This is a genomic window from Pseudomonas sp. B15(2017), from assembly GCF_002113215.1.
GTDB lineage: Bacteria > Pseudomonadota > Gammaproteobacteria > Pseudomonadales > Pseudomonadaceae > Aquipseudomonas.
Window position 1 is genome coordinate 92163 of the sequence record NZ_NEJZ01000001.1, and the last position, 21510, is coordinate 113672.

A 21510-nucleotide genomic window follows, 5' to 3' on the forward strand; every position below is an offset into this window, starting at 1 on the left:
ATCAAGGCAATAGTTCATGGCCTCTCAGGAAGTGTTGCTGGCGTTTGTCCAGGCGGCGACTCAAGGTTCTTTTTCGGCGGCGGCGCGCAAACTCGGGCGCAGTCAGTCGACGGTGAGTGCGGCGGTGGCCAGCCTTGAGATTGATCTGGACTTGATCCTGTTCGACCGCAGCAGCCGCAAACCGACGCTGACCCCGGCCGGCCACGTGATGCTGCAACGGGCCGAGGCGATTCTGGCGGCCACCAGCCGACTGGAAATGACCGCCCGCCAATTGGCTCAAGGCGTCGAACCGAAACTCACGGTGGCGATTTCCGACACGTATCAGTCCGACCGATTCGAAGCGGCACTGGTGGGGTTCGAGCAGCGGTATCCGGATCTGGAACTGGAATGCCTGATCGCCGAATGCGATGACCTGGTTGAACTGGTGCAGCGCGGTCGGGCGCACCTGGCGTTCGCCGAAATGCAGGACAACTACCCGCCGGATCTGGCGACTGCGACCGTCGCCGAACGCACTGAAATCGCCTTGTTCGCAGGTCGCAACCATCCGTTGGCAACGCAGGAATCCATCGATCAAACAGTCCTTGAACAACATCGCGAGCTGCGCCTGGCCACCATCGTCAATCCCTATGACAGTCGCGGCAAAGGCCGGGTGTGGTCGGCGCCGAGTTATCTGATGCTGCTGGAAATGGCGGAAAAAGGTTTCGGCTGGGCGCCATTGCCGCGCTGGCTGGTGGAGCGTTTCGGCAATGACTTGCTGGTTGAACTGAAGGTGCGCGGTTGGCCGAAACCGGTGTTCGTCGATGCACTGTGGTCGCGGCTGTACCCGCCGGGGCCGGCGGGCAGCTGGTTGCTCAGCAAAATGCTGGAATAGCTCAGGCCGCCTCGATGGCGGCCGGGCGATTGACCTGAAAATACTCGTGCAACCGGCGCATCGCCGGCAACTCCAGCGCCTGCGCCGCGTAACACAATCCCACCCGCCGGGTCGGCGCCGGCAGGTGCAGCGCACGCACGACGATACGCTCGTGCCCGCTGACCAGCGACCGCGGCAACATCGCCACGCCAACGCCCGCCGCCACCATGTGCAACGCCTGTTGCAGTGAACCGGCATGCCCCGCCACGGCTTCCGGCGACCGCCCATAAAGCGCCATCAAACGCTGATGGGACGGATGTTGCGGACAGGTGATCCAGTCCTCGATCGGCGCCCAGCCGGCCTGCGCGTTGGCCATCGGATGATCAAGGGGCAGCGCCATCACATAGGATTCTTCCCACAACGGCAGGAACAGTTCGTCCTCGCAGCACATTTCCTCGACCGCCAATCGACCATCGCCGTGACAACCCTCCTCCAGGGTCAGCAGCAGATTGGGCAACGCCTGATGGGCCATGCGCACGAAGGCTTCGATGTGGCTGGCGGCGATGTCGCCCTCGATGCCGAGGGTCAGCGGCGCGCGGTTTTCGCGGCCGCGAAACATCCGGCTCAGCGCCTCGGCTTCGGCCACCATCCGCCGCGCCTGCGGGTACAACAATCGCGCTTCGTCGCTGACCTCCACACCACGGGGCTGACGCACGAACAGCGGCGCGCCGAGTTCTTCTTCCAGTTGTTTGATGGTCACCGACAACGTGGGCTGACTGATGAACAGCCGTTGCGCGGCAGCGGTGATGTTGCGTTCCTCGAACACGGCGAGGAAGGCTTTGAGATGGCGGATATCCATAGGAGATTCCGATAGCAGACAGAGGAATAAGGCATTTTTCAGCCTCCAGCGGGCTAAATATACTGCGCCACGAATCTGGTTATTTGTTTTTCTTATTTCAGGAGTTCAACCATGGGCAAGCCATTGATCATCATCACCGGTGCCAGCTCGGGCATCGGCGAAGCCACCGCCCGCCGCTTGAGCGCTGCCGGCCATCCTCTGCTGTTGCTGGCCCGGCGCATCGAACGCCTTGAAGCACTGGCACTGCCGAACACCCTCAACCGCCGCGTCGACATCACCGACCGCGCCGCGTTGCTGGCCGCTGTCGCCGAGGCGCAAGCGCAATTTGGCCCGGCCGATGCGCTGATCAACAACGCCGGCGTGATGCTGCTGGGCGAGATGAGCAAACAGGACCCGGCGCAGTGGGACCAGATGCTCGACGTCAACGTGAAAGGTTTGCTCAACGGCGTACACGCGGTGGTGGCCGGGATGATCGAGCGCAAGCACGGCACCATCATCAACGTCAGCTCGGTGGCCGGGCGCAAGACCTTCCCCAACCATGTGGCGTACGTCGGCACCAAGTTTGCGGTGCACGGGTTGTCGGAAAACCTGCGTGAAGAGTTGTCGCCGCATAACGTGCGCGTGATCACGATTGCGCCGGGTGCGGTGGAGACCGAATTGCTGAGCCACACCACGGATGAGGCGATCAAGACCGGGTATCAGGCGTGGAAGCAGGACATGGGCGGCACGGTGCTGAGCGCCGAAGATGTGGCGACGGCGATTGCCTATGCGTATGGGCAGCCGCAGGGGGTTTGTATTCGCGAGATTGTGATGGCTGCTACGCGTCAGCAGGCCTGATCCATTGTTACAGACCTAAATGGCCCCTTCGCGGGCAAGCCCGCTCCCACATTTGATCGCATTCCAATTGTGGGAGCGGGCTTGCCCGCGAAGGGGCCAATATTGCCAACGATCCTTTCGGATCAGTCCAGTGCTTTAAGCCGCCCCTCGATAAACCGCCGCTCCGGCTCCTGCCGCGTCAACTCCAGCGCCCGCGCATAAGCCGCCCGAGCCTCCTCGACCCGCCCCAACTGTCGACAAAACTCCGCCCGTGCCGAATGCGCCAGGTGGTAATCCTGCAGCTCCCCGCGCTGCAGAATCCCCTCGATCAAGGTCAACCCGGCCAGCGCCCCGTCGCGCTTGGCCACCGCCACCGCCCGGTTCAACTCGATCACCGGCGACGGCACCGCCCGCAGCAAAACGTTGTACAGCCCGACGATCTGTGCCCAGTCCGTCGCCTCTGCTGTCGGCGCCTCGGCGTGCACTGCCGCGATTGCCGCTTGCAGGCAATAAGGGCCGAAGCGTCCGGTGGTCAGCGCCCGCTCCACCAGATTGCAGCCCTCGGCAATCAGCTCGGCATTCCACGAACTACGATCCTGGTCATCCAGCAAAATCAACTCACCATCCGGAGAAGAGCGCGCCGACCGCCGCGACTCATGCAGCAGCATCAACGCCAGCAACCCCATGACTTCCGGGTCCGGCAACAACTCCAGCAACAACCGCCCGAGGCGAATCGCCTCGCGGGTCAAATCCTCGCGGGTCACCTGGGCGCCGCCGGACGCCGAGTAGCCTTCGTTGAACACCAGATAAATCACCCGCAACACGCTGTCGAGGCGTTCGGGCAACTCACTCAGACTCGGTACTTGATAAGGAATTTTCGCGTCGCGAATCTTCGCCTTGGCCCGCACGATGCGCTGGGCAATCGCCGCCGGGGCCGAGAGGAATGCGCGGGCGATTTCTTCGGTGGTGAGGTCGCAGACTTCACGCAGGGTCAGCGGCACTTGCGCGTCCGCCGCCAGCGCCGGATGACAGCAGGTGAAGATCAGGCGCAAGCGATCGTCTTCCACGTCTTCAGCGTCCCATTCGGCCTGTTCCAGTTCTTCCAGTTGCGCCAGCAACAATGGTTGCGAGGCCTTGAACCGGGCGCGACGGCGCAACACGTCGATGGCCTTGAAACGCCCGGTGGACACCAGCCAGGTCCGCGGATTGTCCGGCACGCCGTCACGCTGCCAGCGCTCGACCGCGACGAAGAACGCCTCGTGCAAGGCTTCTTCGGCGAGGTCGAAATCGCCGAGCAGGCGGATCAGGGTCGCGAGGATCCGCCGCGAGTCTTCGCGATAGACCTGCTCGACCCGCGCCCTGACCTCAGACATTCAACTGGCGCACGGGACGCACTTCGACGCTGCCGACCCGGGCCGCCGGAATGTTCCCGGCGACCTGAATCGCCTCGTTGAGATCCCGCGCGTCGATCAGGTAGAAACCGGCCAGCTGCTCCTTGGTCTCGGCGAACGGGCCGTCAGTGATCGACAGCTTGCCGTTGCGCATGCGTACCGTGGTGGCGGTCTGCACCGACTCCAGCGCTTCGGCGGCGACCATCCGCCCGCTGCCCTGGATCGACTCGGCATAGGCCCAGCACTCGGCGTCTTCCGGGCTGTCGGGCGATGAATGCAGCAGGCGCTCGTCGCTGTAGACCAGGCATAAATACTTCATGGCGTTCTCCTGAATCGGACGGATCAACTATGGCTGAAGATCAGGGTTTCGCATCGAACAGGGTCGCACCAGTCATCGGATCGAACGGTGCCGACCAGTGTTCGTGGGCAATTTTCCAGGCATCGCCGACCAGCCGATAGCAGGCAGTGGCGCGCATCCAGCAACTCTGGGTTTCGCCTTTTTCATTGGTCCCGCCGCAGTTGGCGACCCAGTGAGCGAAGGCGATGTTGTCGCCGGTCTCGATGGCGATTTCGTGGAATTCGAAGATGTGCGGGCCGGGGCACATTTCCATGCAGGCGATCCAGTGGGCGCGGTAGGCATCTTTGCCCTTGAATTGCAGGGCCTTGATCGCATCGAACGAGAGGATGTCGTCGGCGTAAAGGGTCATGACCTTGTCCACGTCCTTGGTCATGACGGCCTGACGGTAGGTGTCGATCACGGCTTGAATCTGCGCTTGCGTACTCATGGGGTTTCTCCCTGGTTTTTGTTGTGAAGACACCCTTAGTCGTTCGGCGTTTGGCCGGATCGACAACCGAAACAAAAAATTACCGAAGAAGCCAAAATCGCTAGAATCCGAGGCTCATCTTTGCAGGAAAAGGAAATTCCCGTGTCAGCCCGACTCGTACCTTACGAAAGCCTGAACGCCGCCCAACGCCAACAGGTCGAGGCCATTGAAATCCACCCCGAGCAGATCAAATTCTCCGGCGACATCCACGGCGCCCTGCACACGCTGCTGTCCAAACCCGGCCCAGGCGTGAAGGGATTTGCGCTTTTGGCCGAAGACGTGCCGGTGGCCTTCCTGCTGCTCAAGCGCCCGCCGGCGTTGCCGGAATGGGCCGATGAACACAGCGCCACCCTGCATGCGTTGCAGGTCGATCACCGCGCCCAGGGCAAGGGCTATGGCAAGGCCTGCCTGCTGGCGCTGCCAGAAGTTGCGCGCGAGGCATGGCCGGAAATCAAAGGGCTGGAACTGTCGGTGGACGCCGACAACGACGCCGCGATTGCGCTGTACGCCAAGTACGGTTTTGTCGACAGCGGCGAAGCGTACAAGGGCCGTATCGGTTACGAGCGGCGGATGGGGTTGTTCTTCTAATCGTCGGGGGAGCAACGATGATCGAGAGTAAGGCGCGGGTGCGCGACATGCTCTACCGACCCACCCGTTGATCGTTCCCGCGCTGCGTGAGAACGATCAGGTCAGGGGCTTCTCCTCAGAGGGTCAGGATCATCTCGTGCCACGCCATCCCGCCGTGGTCGGACTCGGACGGTTTGATATAGGCAAAACCGAATCCGGCGTACAGCGGGATGTGCCGCTCCTTGCACATCAGGTGAATCGTTGCCTTGCCCTGCTCGCGCATGCGTTCGATGAATTCACCCAGCAGACGCTTGGCCAGGCCCTGGCCCTGATAGTCCGGGTGCACCACCACCGACATGATCACCACGTTAGGCCCGGCCGGGTCGTGGCCGATCAGTTCCTTGAACGCCTCGTCGGACATCTGCACATCGAACGCCGCGCCGGAGTTGATGAACCCGGCCACCTGCCCGTCCACCTCGGCGACGATGAACCCGTCCGGCCAGGTGGCGATGCGCGTGGCGATCTTCTCGCGGGTCGCGGCTTCGTCGCCTTCATAGGCGAGGGTTTCGATGGCGTAGCAGCGGTCCAGGTCGGCGGCGGTGACGTGGCGGATGACGGTGTTCATGGCGGCTCGAAATCAGTGGAAACAAGGCGGCCAAGGATAAAGGAATAAGGTGTTCATATCGATCCGCGCGGGGAGCGTAAAGCCTGCGTATAAGCGCTTTTCTTCGGATTCGGGACGGTCTATTTCTGACGCCTGTCTCTGATCACCCGAGGAGGGAACCGTTTATGAGCAGCGTGGAAATCGGTTTGTTGATGGTGTTGGGCATCAGTGTCTTCGGTTTCATCACCCTGGGCATCGACCTGTTGCGGGCACGACGGATCAAGGGCAAGTAAGGCTCGACCGGCAGCGCGAAGCGGGTTCGCGCTGCCGGTTGTCGATCAGGTTTTCTTTTCGACCGGGACACAGATTTCCAGCTTGCCGGTATTGAGCTTCGGGTTGAAGTCGGCGCTGTAGCGCTCCAGCTCCGGGGCGTTGAGCCCTTTGTAATCAGACGCCGGCAGCCAGGTGTTGTAGATGTAGTCAATGGTCTGCGGCAGCTGATCCAGCGACCCCTTGTGTTCGAACACTGCGTACTGACGCGGCAGGATTTCGATCCACGGATACTTTTCCTGCGGGAAGTCATCCAGCTTCCTGATTTCGACCCCGGCCATGTAATCGAAACCGCCGTTACCGTCGAAATTGCTGCAAACGCCGTAGGTCACTTCGCCCTTTTGACCCGGAATGCTTCCGATGTGCGGGATCAGTTTTTCCCACAGCGCGGAGATGTCCTGAACGGTCTCTTTGGTAAAGCGATCGCGAAAACCTGCAATCAGCAGGAAGTGCCCATGTTCGAAGCGAGGTTCAGCCACTTCGACGCGTTTTTGCTCATCCATGACGCGACTCCTTGAACGAAAAAAGGGGGTTCGGCTGGGAGTATAGAAGCCAAACCCGATTCGCACATTTACAGCGTATGCAGGGCCTCGGCGGCGCCTGAACCGACGAATTCGTTATAACCGGATACGATCACGTAGACCGCGAAATAGCAGAAGATCGCCGCAGATGCCAGGTAGGAATAGCGCAGCAGCTTGTCGCCGAGCAACTTGCCGCCGTGACTCGCGGCGAAACACAGCCCCGCCGACCACAGCAGCCCGGCGCACAAGAAACCGCCGAGGAACAGCGCCGAGCTCAAAGGGCCGCCGCCACCGGAACGGGCGATCAAGGTGCCGCCGACGGCCGCGAACCAGAGGATGGCGCTCGGCGACGACATGGCGAGAAAAATCCCGCGAAAGAACTCCTTGCGATGGGAGTTCTGCCCGACTTCGGCGGTCGCCGCCAATTGCGCTTCGTGATGAATCGCCGAATGGATCATCTTCGCCGCGAAATAGACCAACAACGCCGAACCGCCGATCCACAGTACCCAGCGCACGGTTTCGTATTGCAGCAGAACGGTCATCCCGGCCAGCGCCAGTACCGCGTAGATCAGGTCGCCGACGCAGGTGCCGAGGCCCAATGCGAAGCCCTGAAAATAGCCGCGCTGCATGGCCAAAGTGATCATGGCGATGTTGGCCACGCCGATATCCAGGCACAGCGAAAGGCTCAGCAAGAAGCCACTGGTGAATTCCATTAACCGTTTTCCTTGGGAAAAAATTGTTGTCGTGCACGCTGGACAGTCAGCCATTGCTGCCCTTATCTTCCGCCACAGGTCACCGCAGTGACCAGCGTCGCTCGGACGGTTCCGGGCGCTTACGTTATCCGAGGCAACAATGGCTGAACAAGGTTCGCCGCGCCGCTTTGCGCGCATTGATCGACTCCCCCCTTACGTTTTCAACATCACTGCCGAGCTGAAGATGGCCGCCCGACGTCGTGGCGAAGACATCATCGACTTGAGCATGGGCAACCCCGACGGCGCCACGCCGCCGCACATCGTTGAAAAACTGGTGCAGGTTGCACAACGCGAAGACACCCACGGTTATTCCACGTCCAAGGGCATTCCGCGCCTGCGTCGGGCGATTTCCAACTGGTACAAGGAACGCTACGAGGTCGAGATCGACCCGGAAAGCGAAGCCATCGTCACTATCGGTTCCAAGGAAGGCCTGGCGCATCTGATGCTGGCGACCCTGGACCAGGGCGACACCGTGCTGGTGCCGAACCCGAGCTACCCGATTCACATCTACGGTGCCGTGATTGCCGGCGCCCAAGTGCGGTCGGTGCCGCTGGTGCCGGGCGTGGACTTCTTCGCCGAACTGGAACGGGCGATTCGCGGCTCGATTCCGAAACCGAAGATGATGATCCTCGGCTTCCCGTCCAACCCGACCGCGCAATGTGTGGAACTGGATTTCTTCGAGCGGGTGATCGCCCTCGCCAAACAGTACGACGTGCTGGTGGTGCATGACCTGGCCTACGCCGATATCGTCTACGACGGCTGGAAAGCCCCGTCGATCATGCAGGTGCCGGGCGCCAAGGACATTGCGGTGGAGTTCTTCACCCTGTCCAAGAGCTACAACATGGCGGGCTGGCGCATCGGTTTCATGGTCGGCAACCCGGAACTGGTCAGCACGCTGGCGCGGATCAAGAGCTACCACGATTACGGCACGTTCACCCCGCTGCAGGTGGCCGCGATTGCTGCGCTGGAAGGCGATCAACAGTGCGTGCGTGACATCGCCGAGCAGTATCGCCAGCGCCGCAACGTACTGGTCAAGGGCCTGCATGAACTGGGCTGGATGGTCGAGAACCCGAAAGCCTCGATGTACGTCTGGGCGAAGATTCCCGAAGCCTACGCGCACCTCGGTTCGCTGGAGTTCGCCAAGAAGCTGCTGGCCGAGGCCAAGGTCTGCGTCTCGCCGGGTGTCGGCTTTGGTGAGTACGGCGACGATCATGTGCGCTTCGCGCTGATCGAAAACCAGGACCGGATTCGTCAGGCGGTCCGCGGGATTCGCGGGATGTTCCGGGCGGATGGCCTGGGCACTAAGTAACTGCCTCCTCCCCACCTGATCGTTCCCACGCTCCGCGTGGGAATGCAGCCCGGGACGCTCCGCGTCCCTGCCGAAAGCGGACGCAGAGCGTCCATTGAGGCATTCCCACGCGGAGCGTGGGAACGATCACTCGCGAATTGCACCCACAAAAAAACCGCATCGCTGCGGTTTTTTTGTGTCTGCGATTCGCCGTTAGACGAAAAGCGACAGCAACAGAATAAAGCCCAGGCCAACCACCGACAGGATGGTTTCCATCGCCGTCCAGGTTTTGAAGGTCTCGGCCACAGTCATGTTGAAGTACTGCTTCACCAGCCAGAAACCGGCGTCGTTGACGTGGGACAGAATCAGCGAGCCGGCACCGGTGGCCAGCACCAGCAACTCACGATTCACGCCCGGAATCATCCCGACCACCGGCACCACAATGCCCGCGCCAGTGATGGTCGCCACGGTGGCCGAACCAGTCGCGATGCGAATCACCGCCGCCACCAGCCACGCCAGCAGGATCGGCGAGATTTGCGCGCTGACCGCCATGTGGCCGATCACGTCGCCCACGCCGCTGGTCACCAGCATCTGCTTGAAACCGCCGCCGGCACCGATGATCAGGATGATCGCGGCAGTCGGCGCCAGGCTCGCGTCGAGCCATTTGAGCATCTGCTGAGAACCGATGCCCTGCTTGTAGCCGAAGGTGTACAGCGACAGCAGCAACGCCAGCAGCAGTGCCGAGATCGGGTGACCGATCATGTCCATCCAGGTGCGGAAGAAATGACCCTCCGGCATCACCACGTCAGCGAAGGTTTTCAGCAGCATCAGGAACACCGGCAACAGCACGGTGACCAGCGTGATGCCGAAACTTGGCAGATCCTGCGAGTCCGACTCACGGGCCAGTTGATCGACCAGTTCCTGATTCGGTGTACCGGGAATGTGCTTGGCGATGAACGTACCGAAGATCGGGCCAGCGATGATGGCGGTTGGCAGCGCGACGATCAGACCGTACAGAATGGTCTTGCCGATGTCGGCACCGAACACGCCGATGGCCAGCAGCGGGCCCGGGTGCGGTGGCACCAGACCATGCACGGCGGACAGGCCGGCGAGCAGCGGGATACCGATCTTGATGATCGACACACCGGTGCGGCGAGCCACGATGAACACCAGCGGAATCAGCAGCACGAAGCCGATTTCGAAGAACAGCGGAATGCCCACCAGGAACGCGGCGAACATCATCGCCCACTGAACCTTGTCCTTGCCGAACGCGCGGATCAGGGTCTGGGCGATCTGATCGGCACCGCCGGATTCGGCCATCATCTTGCCGAGCATGGTGCCCAGCGCGAGGATGATGCCGACGAAACCGAGCACGCCACCGAAGCCGTCCTGGAACGCCTTGATGATGGTGCCGATCGGCATGCCGGACGTCAGGCCGAGGAACGCGGCGGCGATGGTCAGGGCAATGAAGGGGTGAATCTTGAACTTGGTGATCAGGACGATAAGCCCGATCACCGTGACCACTGCATCAAGCAGCAGGTAGGCGTCATGGGACATGCCAAACATTGGGGGTGTCTCCTGGTTTGTTGTTGTTATTAAAGCGGGTTAATCAGAAGCCGTAATGACAGCGCTATCTTCGCAATCACACTCATACCGCCTGTTTCAGGCCATGGGCCTGCCACCAGACGTGGGCTTGCGACGCCAGTTCTTCGACGCTGTGGATCGAAGCATTCAGGGCCAGGGTCAACGGCTCGCCTATCGGCGATTCGAGGGTGGCGAACTGGCTTTCGATCAAGGTGGCCGGCATGAAGTGGCCCGGGCGATGGGAAACGCGGTCGGCGGCGACTTCAGGCGTCAATTCGAGGAATACGAAGCCCAGGCCCGGCAAGGCGCTGCGCAGGCGTTCGCGGTAAATGTGCTTGAGGGCCGAGCAGGTCAGCACCGGGCGTTCGCCCAGGGCGTCGACGCGACGCAGTTCGTCGCACAGGCTGTCGAGCCAGCCGGCACGGTCTTCGTCGTTCAGGGGGATCCCCGCGCTCATCTTTTCGATGTTCGCGGCCGGATGGAAAGTATCGCCTTCAATGGCAGTGGCGCCGCTCAATTGGCACAGGGCCTGGCTGACGCACGTCTTGCCGCAACCGGCAACGCCCATGATGACCAGGGCGGTGATGGGATGATTCATGTAACACCTCAGCGCGCAGACAGCGCTACCTTTGCTAGCTATGACTCTAGTGCACAGGCAGAAGTTGCCGACGCCTTCTTGTCGTTTTTTTGGGTTGCAGCAGGTTTTGTCGGTACGCCAAAAAGCGAGGATCAGGCAGGACCTCGCTTACGCATTTGCAGCTGCATAAGGACAGCGCTACCTTAGTGCCTTGATTTTTGTTTGGCAAGCCGCCCGATGACCACCCCTAAAAACGATAAAAACACCCGCACCACCGGCCGTCCCACCCTCAACGAAGTCGCCCGTCTGGCCGGCGTCAGCCCGATTACCGCCTCGCGCGCCCTGCGCGGGGTCAGCACGGTTGCCACCGAACTGGTGGAAAAAGTCCAGAAAGCCGCGCTGGAACTCAACTACGTGGTCAACCCCGCCGCCCGCGCCCTGGCCTCGGCCCAGAGCCATTCGGTGGTGGTGCTGGTGCCTTCGCTGTCCAACCTGTTGTTCATCGACACCCTGGAAGCCATTCATCGGGTGCTGACGCCCAAGGGCTTCGAAGTGCTGATCGGCAACTTCCACTACTCGCGCGATGAAGAAGAAAACCTGCTGCGCAACTACATGGCCTATCAGCCACGCGGCCTCCTGTTGACCGGTTTCGACCGCACCGAAAGTTCGCGGCGGATGATCGAGGCCAGCAACATTCCCTGCGTGTACATGATGGAGCTGGACAGCGCCGCCGGGGTGAATTGCGTCGGTTTCTCACAGCTCAGCGCCGGCGAAACGGCTGCCGAACATTTGTTGTCCCGTGGCCGCAAGCGTCTGGCGTACATTGGCGCGCAGCTCGATCAGCGCACATTGCTGCGTGGCGAAGGCTTTCGCAAAGCACTGCAGAAGGCCGGTCGCTACGACCCGGATCTGGAAGTGCTGACCCCGCGTTCATCGTCCGTGGGCCTGGGCGGCGAGTTGTTTCTGCAATTGCTGGCGGCGCATCCGGATGTCGATGCGATCTTTTTCGGCAACGACGACCTGGCTCAGGGCGCCCTGCTCGAGGCCCTGCGCAACGGAATCAGGATCCCCGAACAAGTGGCGATCCTCGGCTTCAACGATTTGCCGATGTCGGAGCACATGGTGCCGCGCCTGAGCAGCATCAACACCCCGCGTGAAGCCATCGGCCGGCGTGCGGCGGAACAGATGCTGACGCTGATGGCCGGCAACAGCGTGGCGCGGCCGGTCGAGGACATGGGCTTCGAATTGAAAATCCGCGAGAGCACCTGACCTCTGCGTTCGGCTCTGGAAGGGACGCGGAGCGTCCCGGACTGCATTCCCACGCAGAGCGTGGGAACGATCACCGGCCGAGTATTTCAACCAATGCCGCCGCCCCCTTCTGCAACGGCTGGCTCTTGAGCCACACCGCATGCACCGGCAGCACCAGGCCGTTTTCGATGTTGCGGAAATTCAGCCGTTTCAATCGACCGCTATCGAGCCACGGCTGCACCACCGACAACGGGAAATTGCCCCAGCCCAAACCCGCCTCGACCATCTCCAGCGCCGTCTCCAGACTATCGGTGCGCCAGTGGGATTCAGCCACCAGCGGCCGTGTTTCGCTGATCGGCAAATCACGACTGCCGACCACGATCTGCCGCACATGCACCAGATCCTCGAGAAACAGATCCTGCCCCTGCAACAGCGGACTGTCCGCCGCCAGCGTCGCAATCATTCGCTCGCTGCCGACAAACTGAAAGCGCTCCAGCACGTTCACACTCAACCCGGCGAACGCCAGGCAAACGCTGACCCGGCCACTGTGAAGCATCGCCAGCACATCGTCCTGCGGCGCAGTCAGCACTTCGATATCGAGCAGCGGATGACGCTCGCTGATCTCCCTGATGGCCGCCAACAACCGTCGACGATCAATATCCGCCGCCACGCCGATCGACAATTTGCTCTCCAGCCCCAACGACAATTGCACCGCATGCACCTGCAATTGCTTGAGCTGATCGGCGATCAATCGCGCGTGGGGCACCAGCGAAAGCGCCATGGCCGTGGGTTGCGGTTCGCGGTGACGGCGGTCGAACAATGCATAGCCGAGTTCGGCCTCCAGATTGCCGATGGCCATGCTCACCGCCGACGGGACTTTACCCAATGCTCTGGCAGCGGCGGAAAACGAGCCGCGCTCGATCACGGCGAGAAACAGTTCGATGCTTTCGCTGTTGAAATTCACTTCACACACCTATCAATAAAACTGAAAGCTACTTACTTTTTCTGTCACCTCAATTGAAGCTATCTTTCGTCGCCTTCGCCAGTCCCACTGGCAACAAGTCGAAAGAAAGAGGCAATTTCCCATGCAAGGCGTCAAACGCAAACTGGTCTATGTGTCGCTCTATGAAGTGATCGGCATGACCTTCTCGGCCCTCGGTCTGGCGCTGCTGTCCGGCACTTCGCCCGGCAGCACGGGCCCGCTGGCGGTGATCATTACCACCATCGCCGTGACCTGGAACTTCATCTACACCTCGCTGTTCGAGCGTTGGGAAAGCCGTCAGGTGTCACGCACCCGCACGGTGAAACGGCGCATTGCCCACGCCGTCGGCTTCCAGCTGACGCTGATCGTGTTCCTGATTCCGCTGATCGCGTGGTGGATGAACATCAGCCTTGTGCAGGCCTTTTTGCTGGATCTGGCGCTGATCGTGTTCATCCCTTGCTACACCTTCGCCTTCAACTGGCTGTTCGATAAAGTGTTCGGCCTTCCGGCCTCGGCATTGCCGGATCCGCAGCCCGCGACATAAATCGTTAATTGGTAAGCAGATATTGCAAGAAATCGGCGGTTTTTCCGCGCCAACCGCCGATATAAACAATCCTTGATTTCCGATAGCAGGCTAAGCTTTTCCATCAATAAAAAATGGATCAGCCCATGACTGCACACGCCCCCGCCGCACAACGCGACGGCATCGACCCGATACGCGCCGCACAGATTTCCGCCCGCATCGACCGCCTCCCGGCCGTCACCACAATCTGGCGGCTGGTGGCGCTGCTGTCGATCGGTGGTTTCTTCGAACTCTACGACCTGTTCCAGACCGCCTATATCAGCCCAGGCCTGATCCGCGACGGCATCTTCGCCACCGGCAATCAGGGCGTGTTCGGTTTCTCCGATCAGGCCGCGTTCGCCTCGGCGACGTTCCTCGGCCTGTTTCTCGGCGCCAGTCTGCTCAGCCCCATGGCGGATCGGTTCGGGCGGCGGGCGATCTTCACGTTCGCGCTGGTCTGGTACACCGTCGCCACGGTGCTGATGGGCGTGCAGAGTTCGGCGCTGGGGATCATCTGCATGCGTTTTCTGGTGGGCATCGGCCTCGGCATCGAGCTGGTAACCATTGACGCCTACCTCTCGGAACTGGTGCCCAAACGCATGCGCAGTTCGGCGTTTGCCTTCGCGTTTTTCGTGCAGTTCCTGTCGGTGCCGGCGGTGGCGCTGATGTCCTGGTGGCTGGTGCCGCAGGCGCCGTTCGGGGTGTCCGGCTGGCGTTGGGTGGTGCTGGCAAGTGCGGTGTTTGCATTGTTTATCTGGTGGCTGCGCAAGCGTCTGCCGGAATCGCCGCGCTGGCTGGCCCAGCATGGCCGCTTCGATGAAGCGAACCGGATTCTCGATGGCATCGAGGCACGCTGCGAGAAAGATCACCGTCAACCACTGGACGCACCGCAAGCCATGCCCGTCGACGTTGAAGGCAAGGGCCGTTTCGCTGATATCTGGCAACCACCGTACCGGCGCCGCGCGCTGATGCTGATCGCCTTCCACATCTTCCAGGCCATCGGTTTCTTCGGCTTCGGCAACTGGCTGCCAGCGTTGCTTTCCGGTCAGGGTGTCAGCGTCACCCACAGTCTGATGTACGCGTTCATCATCACCCTCGCCTACCCGCTCGGGCCGTTGCTGTTCGTGAAATTCGCCAACCGCTTCGAGAACAAATGGCAGATCGTCGGCTCGGCGCTGGGCGCCATGACCTTCGGCACCTTGTTCGCCCTGCAGACCAGCGCCTTCGGCCTGATCTTCTGCGGGGTGATGATCACCTTCTGCAACGCCTGGCTCAGCTTCAGTTATCACTCCTATCAGAGCGAACTGTTCCCCACCAACATTCGCGCCCGGGCGGTGGGCTTCTGCTATTCATTCAGTCGTTTGTCGACGGTGTTCAGCAGCCTGTTGATCGGTCTGTTCCTCGACCACTTCGGCACACCGGGCGTGTTGGCGTTCATCGTTGTCAGCATGCTGATCGTGATGCTGACCATCGGCTATTTCGGCCCCCGCACCCGCAACCTGGCGCTGGAAAACATCGCCCATCGCTGACGGACAACGGTCATCCTCTGCCGCCCACCGGCAAGGGATGACCGCTTCATCCGGTTATGCTTGAACCCAAACAACTGAAATAAAACGACTTTTTCGAAAGGCACGGTATTTGCTGGCGTAGGGCTGACAGCCATTACCTACAGGTCTATCCATCATGTTGGTCAGTGCAAAACAACAGCAAATCATCCATCTGCCCAAGCACCTGAATGATGACGCAACCACCACCGCCGCTGCCGGCCTGCAAGGCGGGTTGCATGGCGCAATGCTGCAAACCCTGCAAGCCCAGACACAGGCGCAAACCGCCGAAGCCACCGCCAAGGTGCAAGAGTCGGCCACCCAGCTCGCCACTCAGCAAGTCAGCGAAGCCACGCGCATCAGCGACAACGTCGACGAGGCATTCGCCAAGACCCGCGTCGCCCTGCAAACCTCCGATAACTCGCCGACCAAATCCTCAGGTTCATCGGCGCTGGACGAGTTCAAGGACTACATGAGCAAGACGCCGGAACAGCGTTTGCGCGACAGTATCCTCCAGGAAATGGGCCTGACCGAAGACGACATCAAAGCCATGCCGCCGGAGAAACAACTGGCCATCGGCAAAGAGATCGCCGAGCGCCTGCAGGACAAGATGAAGCTGGCCGAAGCCGAGAAGCAGAACAAGCAAGACGCCAATTCGGCGAAGATCAGCGACGAGTCGGCTGACAAGTTCCTCGCCGCACTCTGACTGCTGCCGGTTGAATCGGATTAAGCACTGACACCTGTGGGAGCGGACTTGCCCGTTCCCACAGGTTTTTCGGACGTTGCGATCAGTCAGTTCAGCTGCAACGTCTCGTTGAACTGGCTGATCGCATCCACCACATGCCGCGAGCCCTGCTGAATCTCACGGATCGCGTCGCCCGCCTCGTTCGCCAGTTCCACACCGAGCCCGGTGCGGCTCAGGCTCGACTGCATGCTCGACACCGCACTCAGTGACAACTCATGGTTCTTGCGCACCACATCGACGATCTCCAGGGTCGCCTGGCTGGTCCGCGCCGCCAGGCTGCGCACTTCGTCCGCCACCACCGCAAAACCGCGTCCGTGCTCACCCGCCCGCGCCGCTTCGATGGCCGCGTTGAGCGCCAGCAGGTTGGTCTGGTCGGCGATCCCGCGAATGGTCTGGACGATGGTGCCGATGATGTCCGACTGCTTGCTGACCGCATCGATGCTCAGCGCCGCTTCATTGAGATCGCGGGAAATGTCCTGAATGATCTGCACCGTTTGCTGCACGACCTGTGAGCCTTTTTGCGCGCAGGCGTCGTTTTGTACCGAAGTGCTGTGGGCCGATTCCGCAGCAGTCTGCAAGGTGGTCATCTGGTGGGTGATGTCGCTGGCGAACTTCACCACTTTGTACAACCGGCCCTTGGCGTCGAACAGCGGGTTGTACGAGGCTTCGAGGTAGACGGTCTGCCCGGACTTGTTCTTGCGCTCGAAACGGTGCGAGTGATATTCGCCGCGATTGAGCGAAGCCCAGAACGCTTTGTACTGCGCGGATTCGGCTTCGGCCCGGTGACAGAACAGACTGTGATGGTGGCCGACGATTTCGTTGAGCGAGTACTGCATGGTCTTGAGGAAGTTGTCGTTGGCCGAGATCACATTGCCTTCCGGGGTGAACTCGATCACCGCCATCGAACGGCCGATCGCGGCCAGCATGCTTTCCTCTTCCTTTTCCTTGTTCACGCGCGTCGTAATGTCCGACGCCACTTTGATCACACTGCGGACTTGTTTGTCCGGGCCATACACCGGCATATAACTGGCTTCGAGCCAGATCTCCCGGCCACTCTTGTTCAAGCGCAGGAAAGTACCGCTGATGGGTTCGCCCCGGGCCAGGTCACGCCACAACTTGGCGTATTCCTCGCTGCGATAGAACTCTTCTTCACAAAAGATCCGGTGATGTTTGCCACGCACTTCTTCGGCGCTGTAGCCCATGGTCTTGCAGAAGTTCTCATTGGCATCCAGCACGATGCCTTCGGGAGTGAATTCGATCATTGCCATCGAACGGCTGATCGCCGCCAACTTGGCGTTGGCTTCGGTCAGGGCACAACTGAAGCGTTCGATTTCCTGCAGGTCAGCCTTGTGATGTAGGTTGAACATGTCTCGATCACCTTGAGCGCAGTCTTTTGATTTGATGAAAGTTCAGGTCTTTCAGAATCCACCACTACGTTCCACGGAACAGGCACACGCATTCCTCCACAGGAGGAAGTTGTCAGGTGATAAACGATGATCAATCGGAGGGTCCATGCGGCGACGCTCTAATCAAGACATCCTTCTCTTGATAGCCCGGTGACGGGCCATTCCTAACATGCAGAAGAACTTCCCTTTAAAAACAGCTCCTTGTCGGTCAAGTGTCGGTGCCTTGGATTGCGCACTCTGGCAGCTTTGAGATCGGTAACTGCTAGCGGTCGAACCACACTGAAGGCGTTCGACATAGTTAGTTATGAATGAGCATAGACAGCGCAATGCTTTGCGCAAGGCCACTAGTCGGCCAGCATTGAGTGAATTCGGACAGGAAGCGGACGAGAAACGGTTCAGCGAATGTGTTTTGTTTGATCTACCACTTTCGCGGGCAGGCCCGTTCCCACAGGTTCTACGCGCTGTTCAAGTCAGCGTTATACCTGTGTGGGCTTGCCCGCGATGGCGACGGTGCAGCACTACAGAAATTTCAGAAAAGAATTACAGACTCCCGCTCACCTTGCTCGCCACATCACCCGGCACCCAAGGCGTCCACACTTGCGGTTGATCGCGCAGAAACGCTTCGGCCACCTGGCGTGGTTGCTGGCGCTTTTCGCTCATCCCGGCCAGGGTCTGGTTCAGCAGATCTATCGGCAAATCGACTTTCTCAAAGAACGTCACCAGTTCCGGGTACTGCGCCTTGAACGGCGCCGACACGCCAATCGCCAGACTCGCCGGCATCGAGCGGGTACCTTTCGGGTTTGGGTTGCTGGCATCGGCCAGGGTTTTCCAGGCTTCGGCGTCGAACGGCGGCTCTTCCAGCTTCACCAGTTTGAAACGGCCGAGCAACGGCGTCGGCGACCAGTAATAGAACAGCACCGGCTTGCCGCGCTTGATCGACGACGCCACCTCGGCATCCAGCGCCGCGCCGGAACCGGTACGGAAGTTGACGAAGCTGTCGTTCAGCGCATACGCCTTGAGCTTCTGGCTGTTGACGATCTCCGAAGTCCAGCCCGTCGGGCTGTTGAGGAAACGCCCGCGGCTCGGGTCTTCCGGATCCTTGAACACATCCTTGTAGCGCGGCAGGTCGGCCACCGATTTCAGCTCCGGCGCCAGCGGTCTGATCCCGCGCTCGGGGTCGCCCTTGATCACGTATTCCGGCACCCACCAGCCTTCGGTGGCGCCCTTCACGGTGTCGCCAAGACCGAACACCTTACCTTCGGCAGCGGCCTTGACCCACGCCGGACTGCGCCCTGCCCACTCTTCACCGATCACTTGAATATCGTTTTTCGCCAGCGCCGCTTCCAGGCTGACGGTGCTGCCCGGCAGTGTGTCGGTCGGGTAGCCGTAGCCTTTCTCGACGATCAGGCGCAGCACTTCGGTGATGAAACTGCCGCTTTCCCAGGTGATGTCACCGAAGTGGATCGGCGCTCTCGTTTCCGCGGCGCCAACATGCCCGGTCGTCAGGGTCAGGGCCAGCAGCGAACTGCCGAGCAGGGTTTTGATCGATCTCATGCGGACCTCTTGTTCTGGGAGGAAATCAGGGTTTGATTGGCGCTGTGGCGGTTGCACAGCGCCTGGGAACGGGTCATGTACAGGCTGACCGAACGCTGGGAGATGCCCAGTTCGGCGGCGATTTGCGGGTAGGTCAGGCCGTCGATGCGCGCCAGCAGAAAGGTCGAACGGACTTTGCCCGGCAGGCGCTGGAGCGTCCGGTCCAGATGTTTGAGGCTCTGTGACAGGTCGGCCAGTTCCTCTGGGGACGGCCCGTGATCAAGGTCACTCTGTCGCAGTTGCTGGAGATGCCGACGCTCCAGATCGCCGCGCCGCCAGCGTTCGTACAGCAGGCGTCGGGCGATGGTGGTGAGCAAGGCGCGGGGTTCGCGGATGGCGGTCAGGTCCGGGGCTTCGAGCAGTTGCGCGAAGGTTTCGGCGGCGATGTCTTCGGCCGTGGCCGCATCATTCAATTGCCGACGCAGACGCGTGCACAACCACGGGTAATGGTCGCGAAACAACGTGTTCACATGATTGCGATGGAATGAGTCGGCGCCGGACATGGGGGCTCCTTGGTCAAGGGTCGCTGAATGTCCGGTCGTCCGGTGGCGCGATCCTAGCAAGGTGCCTTATGCGTTAAAAATACTTAAAAAGAATTCTTATATTCCATTAGTGAATTAATCGAGGGCCCTAACGCAAGCGGCCATAACCCAGTTCTTCGGCCTCGCGCTGGTAATCCAGCAGGATGAGGTAATCGTTTTCGCTGGCAGGCAGGACTTCGGACAAGCCGAGGATGCGGGCCACCTCGGGCAGGTCTTGAAGGCTGCGGTTCATGGCTCGGCGCAAGCGTTCGATCTGCTGGTCCGACGTGCTGGCGGCGGTGATAAAGGGCAAGGTCGGGCTGAACGCACTGCGCGCCAACACCCGCAATCCAATGACCTCTTCAACGGCGTACTGTGCCAGGTACGCGAAGGTCACGCTGTCGATGGCCGCCAGATCGGCACGGTCCTCGCGCAACCAGCGCAGGCTTTCGCGATGGCCGCCACTGATGCCCACCGAAGCAAAAAACTGCCCGTCCCGCTGCAATGGCGCCAGACGCTGACGCAACAGGTTCATGCCGCTGTTGGAGTCTTCGCTGTTGATCACTCCGCGACTGTCGAAGAACTCCGCCAGATGTCGGCGCGGATCATCGGCGCGGGCAAGGATCAGGCTGCAATGATTGCCGGCCGTGGCGTCCGGCAATTCGTAGCGCGGACGGCCGACAATCCTCACCTGCCTGCGCAGTGCGGTCATCAGCGGGTAGCCGCAGGTCTGGGTCAGCAGCAGTTGCGGCGACAGCCAGAGCTCCGGCAGCGACAAACCTTCGGCACTGAGCCGCGAATAGCCCAAGTGCTCGAGAATCCGCGCCAGCCACTGTTCATTGGCCGCGCGGATCGGCGCGGGGGCGATGTACATCAACAGTTCTGCGTAACCTGACGTCATGCTGGCCTCAAATAAACGGATGCTGCGGGCTGTCGATCGGCTTGATGCCGTGCTGGCGCCACAGTTGCCCGTAACCTTGCACCAGAAATCCACCGCTGCGCGCCACCCATTGCTCCCGACGCATGCGGTAGGCCTCGGGCAAGTCGTACCACGAAAGCTTCGGCAAATCGTGGTGCACGAGGTGGAAATTCAGGTTCAGGAACAGCCAGCGCCAAGGCCACCCGGCTTCGTTGAGCACCGTGCGCTGTTCCGCTTGTGTGTGCGGCCGGTGTTCATAGTAAGAGCGAACCATCGCAATCGACAGCGCCGGCACGCTGATCAAAAACAGGTAATGCCAGACCGGCAACACGCTGTAGCGGGCGATGAAAAACAGCATCAGCACGGCCAGGGCGCCGTGGGTCAGCCACATCAGCCAGGCCTGGCGCTCGCGGCTTTTCAGTCGTTGCAATTCTTCACCGGCCAGCGCCAGCAACGCCAGCGGCGCGCCAAGAATGAATCGGCCCAATACGGTTTTGTTCAGCCAGTGCAGGCTGCGTTCGAACAGCGAACTGCCCTGCCAGCGCTCGGCGCTCAGGTAGCGGCTTTCGGGGTCGAGGCCAGGAATCGTCAGGTCTTCATCGCAATGGTGCTGCAAATGGCTGTCGCGATAGAGCGTATAGGGATACCACACCGCAAACGGCGCATAGCCGAGGACTTTGTTGACGAAGGTCCAGCGCGTCGGATGACCGTGAAGCAACTCGTGCTGCACGGACAGCCACAGCACCAGCAATGGAATCAGCAGCAGCGTGCTCCACCAGACGCCAAGCCAATTGCTGCCCAGCATCAGGGCGAACCAGCCGGCATACACGCCAATCAGCAGCAACCAGGTCGGCCAGTCGGTACGGGCTGTGAAGCGTTGACGCAGGGTTTCGATCTGTTGGCGATGGGCATCGTCGAAATAGTGGGGCATGGCGTGGCTCGGAACGAAGGTCTGTTTGTTCTGTGCAACACCAACGGGAAATCTTGCAGATTATTTTTGCGAGCCGGGATCCTTATAATCCCGTCT

Annotated in this window: 23 protein-coding genes and 1 pseudogene; 8 read left to right on the forward strand and 16 right to left on the reverse strand. The window is 60.7% G+C overall.

The genetic code is table 11. The features are described from left to right. Positions 1–16 precede the first annotated feature (16 nt). Complete coding sequence (locus CAF73_RS00445; RefSeq protein ID WP_085701613.1) at positions 17–871, forward strand: LysR family transcriptional regulator; 855 nt, start codon at positions 17–19, stop codon at positions 869–871. Between the two features lies 1 nt (position 872). Here CAF73_RS00445 and CAF73_RS00450 read toward each other — a convergent pair whose 3' ends face one another. Further along, positions 873–1709: a LysR family transcriptional regulator gene (locus CAF73_RS00450; RefSeq protein ID WP_085701614.1), complete on the reverse strand. Its 837-nt coding sequence runs from the start codon at positions 1707–1709 to the stop codon at positions 873–875. Positions 1710–1820: 111 nt separating this feature from the next. Here CAF73_RS00450 and CAF73_RS00455 point away from each other — a divergent pair, with 111 nt between their 5' ends. Further along, positions 1821–2546, forward strand: coding sequence for an SDR family oxidoreductase (locus tag CAF73_RS00455; RefSeq protein WP_085697110.1), 726 nt, complete (start codon positions 1821–1823; stop codon positions 2544–2546). Positions 2547–2668: 122 nt separating this feature from the next. On the opposite strand, the gene CAF73_RS00460 is transcribed toward CAF73_RS00455, so the two are convergent. From CAF73_RS00460 to CAF73_RS00470, 3 genes are read right to left on the reverse strand one after another with little or no spacing between them, the layout of a single operon-like run. After that, positions 2669–3898, reverse strand: a complete 1230-nt coding sequence (locus tag CAF73_RS00460; RefSeq protein ID WP_085701615.1) for an RNA polymerase sigma factor — start codon at positions 3896–3898, stop codon at positions 2669–2671. Beyond that, entirely contained in the window at positions 3891–4235 is a 345-nt protein-coding gene (locus CAF73_RS00465) for a YciI family protein (protein WP_007951101.1), read from the reverse strand. Before CAF73_RS00465 ends, CAF73_RS00460 begins: the two co-directional genes overlap by 8 nt. A 40-nt stretch (positions 4236–4275) precedes the next feature. Continuing rightward, positions 4276–4701, reverse strand: coding sequence for a nuclear transport factor 2 family protein (locus CAF73_RS00470; protein ID WP_085701616.1), 426 nt, complete (start codon positions 4699–4701; stop codon positions 4276–4278). 141 nt (positions 4702–4842) lie between these two features. On the opposite strand from CAF73_RS00470, the gene CAF73_RS00475 reads away from it, so the two are divergent. Next, complete coding sequence (locus CAF73_RS00475) at positions 4843–5328, forward strand: N-acetyltransferase (RefSeq protein WP_085697113.1); 486 nt, start codon at positions 4843–4845, stop codon at positions 5326–5328. Between the two features lie 115 nt (positions 5329–5443). On the opposite strand, the gene CAF73_RS00480 is transcribed toward CAF73_RS00475, so the two are convergent. The 3 genes from CAF73_RS00480 to CAF73_RS00490 form a co-directional block, all read right to left on the reverse strand. Further along, on the reverse strand, positions 5444–5932 hold the full coding sequence (locus tag CAF73_RS00480; protein WP_085697114.1) for a GNAT family N-acetyltransferase: 489 nt from the start codon (positions 5930–5932) through the stop codon (positions 5444–5446). A gap of 317 nt (positions 5933–6249) precedes the next feature. Continuing rightward, positions 6250–6744, reverse strand: coding sequence for a GyrI-like domain-containing protein (locus tag CAF73_RS00485; protein ID WP_085701617.1), 495 nt, complete (start codon positions 6742–6744; stop codon positions 6250–6252). A gap of 68 nt (positions 6745–6812) precedes the next feature. Then, on the reverse strand, positions 6813–7475 hold the full coding sequence (locus tag CAF73_RS00490) for a LysE family translocator (protein WP_085701618.1): 663 nt from the start codon (positions 7473–7475) through the stop codon (positions 6813–6815). A 139-nt stretch (positions 7476–7614) separates the two neighbouring features. Between CAF73_RS00490 and alaC the strand changes: the two genes are divergently transcribed. Beyond that, entirely contained in the window at positions 7615–8823 is a 1209-nt protein-coding gene (gene alaC, locus CAF73_RS00495; protein ID WP_085701619.1) for an alanine transaminase, read from the forward strand. Between the two features lie 192 nt (positions 8824–9015). On the opposite strand, the gene CAF73_RS00500 is transcribed toward alaC, so the two are convergent. Both CAF73_RS00500 and CAF73_RS00505 read right to left on the reverse strand, forming a co-directional pair. Next, on the reverse strand, positions 9016–10368 hold the full coding sequence (locus tag CAF73_RS00500; protein ID WP_085697118.1) for a GntP family permease: 1353 nt from the start codon (positions 10366–10368) through the stop codon (positions 9016–9018). Between the two features lie 82 nt (positions 10369–10450). Continuing rightward, positions 10451–10984 (reverse strand): gluconokinase, encoded by a 534-nt coding sequence (locus tag CAF73_RS00505; protein ID WP_085701620.1) that lies wholly within the window; start codon positions 10982–10984, stop codon positions 10451–10453. A 216-nt stretch (positions 10985–11200) separates the two neighbouring features. Between CAF73_RS00505 and CAF73_RS00510 the strand changes: the two genes are divergently transcribed. Next, entirely contained in the window at positions 11201–12232 is a 1032-nt protein-coding gene (locus CAF73_RS00510; RefSeq protein WP_085697120.1) for a LacI family DNA-binding transcriptional regulator, read from the forward strand. A 70-nt stretch (positions 12233–12302) separates the two neighbouring features. Here the strand turns inward: CAF73_RS00510 and CAF73_RS00515 are convergent, their stop codons facing one another. Beyond that, positions 12303–13175: a LysR family transcriptional regulator gene (locus CAF73_RS00515; RefSeq protein WP_085701621.1), complete on the reverse strand. Its 873-nt coding sequence runs from the start codon at positions 13173–13175 to the stop codon at positions 12303–12305. Between the two features lie 121 nt (positions 13176–13296). Here CAF73_RS00515 and CAF73_RS00520 point away from each other — a divergent pair, with 121 nt between their 5' ends. The 3 genes from CAF73_RS00520 (at position 13297) to CAF73_RS00530 (ending at position 16005) form a co-directional block, all read left to right on the forward strand. After that, positions 13297–13737: a PACE efflux transporter gene (locus CAF73_RS00520; RefSeq protein ID WP_064598890.1), complete on the forward strand. Its 441-nt coding sequence runs from the start codon at positions 13297–13299 to the stop codon at positions 13735–13737. A gap of 125 nt (positions 13738–13862) precedes the next feature. Beyond that, positions 13863–15284 (forward strand): MFS transporter, encoded by a 1422-nt coding sequence (locus CAF73_RS00525; protein WP_085701622.1) that lies wholly within the window; start codon positions 13863–13865, stop codon positions 15282–15284. A 154-nt stretch (positions 15285–15438) separates the two neighbouring features. Then, positions 15439–16005 carry a hypothetical protein gene (locus tag CAF73_RS00530; RefSeq protein ID WP_085701623.1) on the forward strand — a complete coding sequence of 189 codons (567 nt, stop codon included), beginning with the start codon at positions 15439–15441 and terminating at the stop codon, positions 16003–16005. Between the two features lie 86 nt (positions 16006–16091). Here CAF73_RS00530 and CAF73_RS30690 read toward each other — a convergent pair whose 3' ends face one another. From CAF73_RS30690 to CAF73_RS00555, 6 genes and pseudogenes are all read right to left on the reverse strand, one after another. Further along, on the reverse strand, positions 16092–16631 hold the full coding sequence (locus tag CAF73_RS30690) for a methyl-accepting chemotaxis protein (RefSeq protein WP_371320920.1): 540 nt from the start codon (positions 16629–16631) through the stop codon (positions 16092–16094). Positions 16632–16640: 9 nt separating this feature from the next. Next, positions 16641–17411, reverse strand: a pseudogene (locus CAF73_RS30695) (PAS domain-containing protein); the annotation flags it as partial. Between the two features lie 579 nt (positions 17412–17990). Beyond that, positions 17991–19004 carry an ABC transporter substrate-binding protein gene (locus tag CAF73_RS00540; RefSeq protein WP_085701625.1) on the reverse strand — a complete coding sequence of 338 codons (1014 nt, stop codon included), beginning with the start codon at positions 19002–19004 and terminating at the stop codon, positions 17991–17993. Beyond that, positions 19001–19546 (reverse strand): sigma-70 family RNA polymerase sigma factor, encoded by a 546-nt coding sequence (locus CAF73_RS00545; RefSeq protein ID WP_085701626.1) that lies wholly within the window; start codon positions 19544–19546, stop codon positions 19001–19003. Before CAF73_RS00545 ends, CAF73_RS00540 begins: the two co-directional genes overlap by 4 nt. A gap of 127 nt (positions 19547–19673) precedes the next feature. Beyond that, complete coding sequence (locus CAF73_RS00550; RefSeq protein WP_085701627.1) at positions 19674–20465, reverse strand: phosphate/phosphite/phosphonate ABC transporter substrate-binding protein; 792 nt, start codon at positions 20463–20465, stop codon at positions 19674–19676. Positions 20466–20472: 7 nt separating this feature from the next. Next, the gene (locus tag CAF73_RS00555; RefSeq protein WP_085701628.1) at positions 20473–21414 is read right to left on the reverse strand and encodes a fatty acid desaturase; all 942 of its coding nucleotides are present in this window, start codon (positions 21412–21414) and stop codon (positions 20473–20475) included. Positions 21415–21510 lie beyond the last annotated feature (96 nt).

Coding starts and splice junctions, on each gene's coding strand:
- CAF73_RS00445 (WP_085701613.1), top strand. CDS start 17: ATGGCCTCTCAGGAAGTGTTGCTGGCGTTTGTCCAGGCGGCGACTCAA.
- CAF73_RS00450 (WP_085701614.1), bottom strand. CDS start 1,709: ATGGATATCCGCCATCTCAAAGCCTTCCTCGCCGTGTTCGAGGAACGC.
- CAF73_RS00455 (WP_085697110.1), top strand. CDS start 1,821: ATGGGCAAGCCATTGATCATCATCACCGGTGCCAGCTCGGGCATCGGC.
- CAF73_RS00460 (WP_085701615.1), bottom strand. CDS start 3,898: ATGTCTGAGGTCAGGGCGCGGGTCGAGCAGGTCTATCGCGAAGACTCG.
- CAF73_RS00465 (WP_007951101.1), bottom strand. CDS start 4,235: ATGAAGTATTTATGCCTGGTCTACAGCGACGAGCGCCTGCTGCATTCA.
- CAF73_RS00470 (WP_085701616.1), bottom strand. CDS start 4,701: ATGAGTACGCAAGCGCAGATTCAAGCCGTGATCGACACCTACCGTCAG.
- CAF73_RS00480 (WP_085697114.1), bottom strand. CDS start 5,932: ATGAACACCGTCATCCGCCACGTCACCGCCGCCGACCTGGACCGCTGC.
- CAF73_RS00485 (WP_085701617.1), bottom strand. CDS start 6,744: ATGGATGAGCAAAAACGCGTCGAAGTGGCTGAACCTCGCTTCGAACAT.
- CAF73_RS00490 (WP_085701618.1), bottom strand. CDS start 7,475: ATGGAATTCACCAGTGGCTTCTTGCTGAGCCTTTCGCTGTGCCTGGAT.
- alaC (WP_085701619.1), top strand. CDS start 7,615: ATGGCTGAACAAGGTTCGCCGCGCCGCTTTGCGCGCATTGATCGACTC.
- CAF73_RS00500 (WP_085697118.1), bottom strand. CDS start 10,368: ATGTTTGGCATGTCCCATGACGCCTACCTGCTGCTTGATGCAGTGGTC.
- CAF73_RS00505 (WP_085701620.1), bottom strand. CDS start 10,984: ATGAATCATCCCATCACCGCCCTGGTCATCATGGGCGTTGCCGGTTGC.
- CAF73_RS00510 (WP_085697120.1), top strand. CDS start 11,201: ATGACCACCCCTAAAAACGATAAAAACACCCGCACCACCGGCCGTCCC.
- CAF73_RS00520 (WP_064598890.1), top strand. CDS start 13,297: ATGCAAGGCGTCAAACGCAAACTGGTCTATGTGTCGCTCTATGAAGTG.
- CAF73_RS00525 (WP_085701622.1), top strand. CDS start 13,863: ATGACTGCACACGCCCCCGCCGCACAACGCGACGGCATCGACCCGATA.
- CAF73_RS00530 (WP_085701623.1), top strand. CDS start 15,439: ATGTTGGTCAGTGCAAAACAACAGCAAATCATCCATCTGCCCAAGCAC.
- CAF73_RS30690 (WP_371320920.1), bottom strand. CDS start 16,631: ATGACCACCTTGCAGACTGCTGCGGAATCGGCCCACAGCACTTCGGTA.
- CAF73_RS00540 (WP_085701625.1), bottom strand. CDS start 19,004: ATGAGATCGATCAAAACCCTGCTCGGCAGTTCGCTGCTGGCCCTGACC.
- CAF73_RS00545 (WP_085701626.1), bottom strand. CDS start 19,546: ATGTCCGGCGCCGACTCATTCCATCGCAATCATGTGAACACGTTGTTT.
- CAF73_RS00550 (WP_085701627.1), bottom strand. CDS start 20,465: ATGACGTCAGGTTACGCAGAACTGTTGATGTACATCGCCCCCGCGCCG.
- CAF73_RS00555 (WP_085701628.1), bottom strand. CDS start 21,414: ATGCCCCACTATTTCGACGATGCCCATCGCCAACAGATCGAAACCCTG.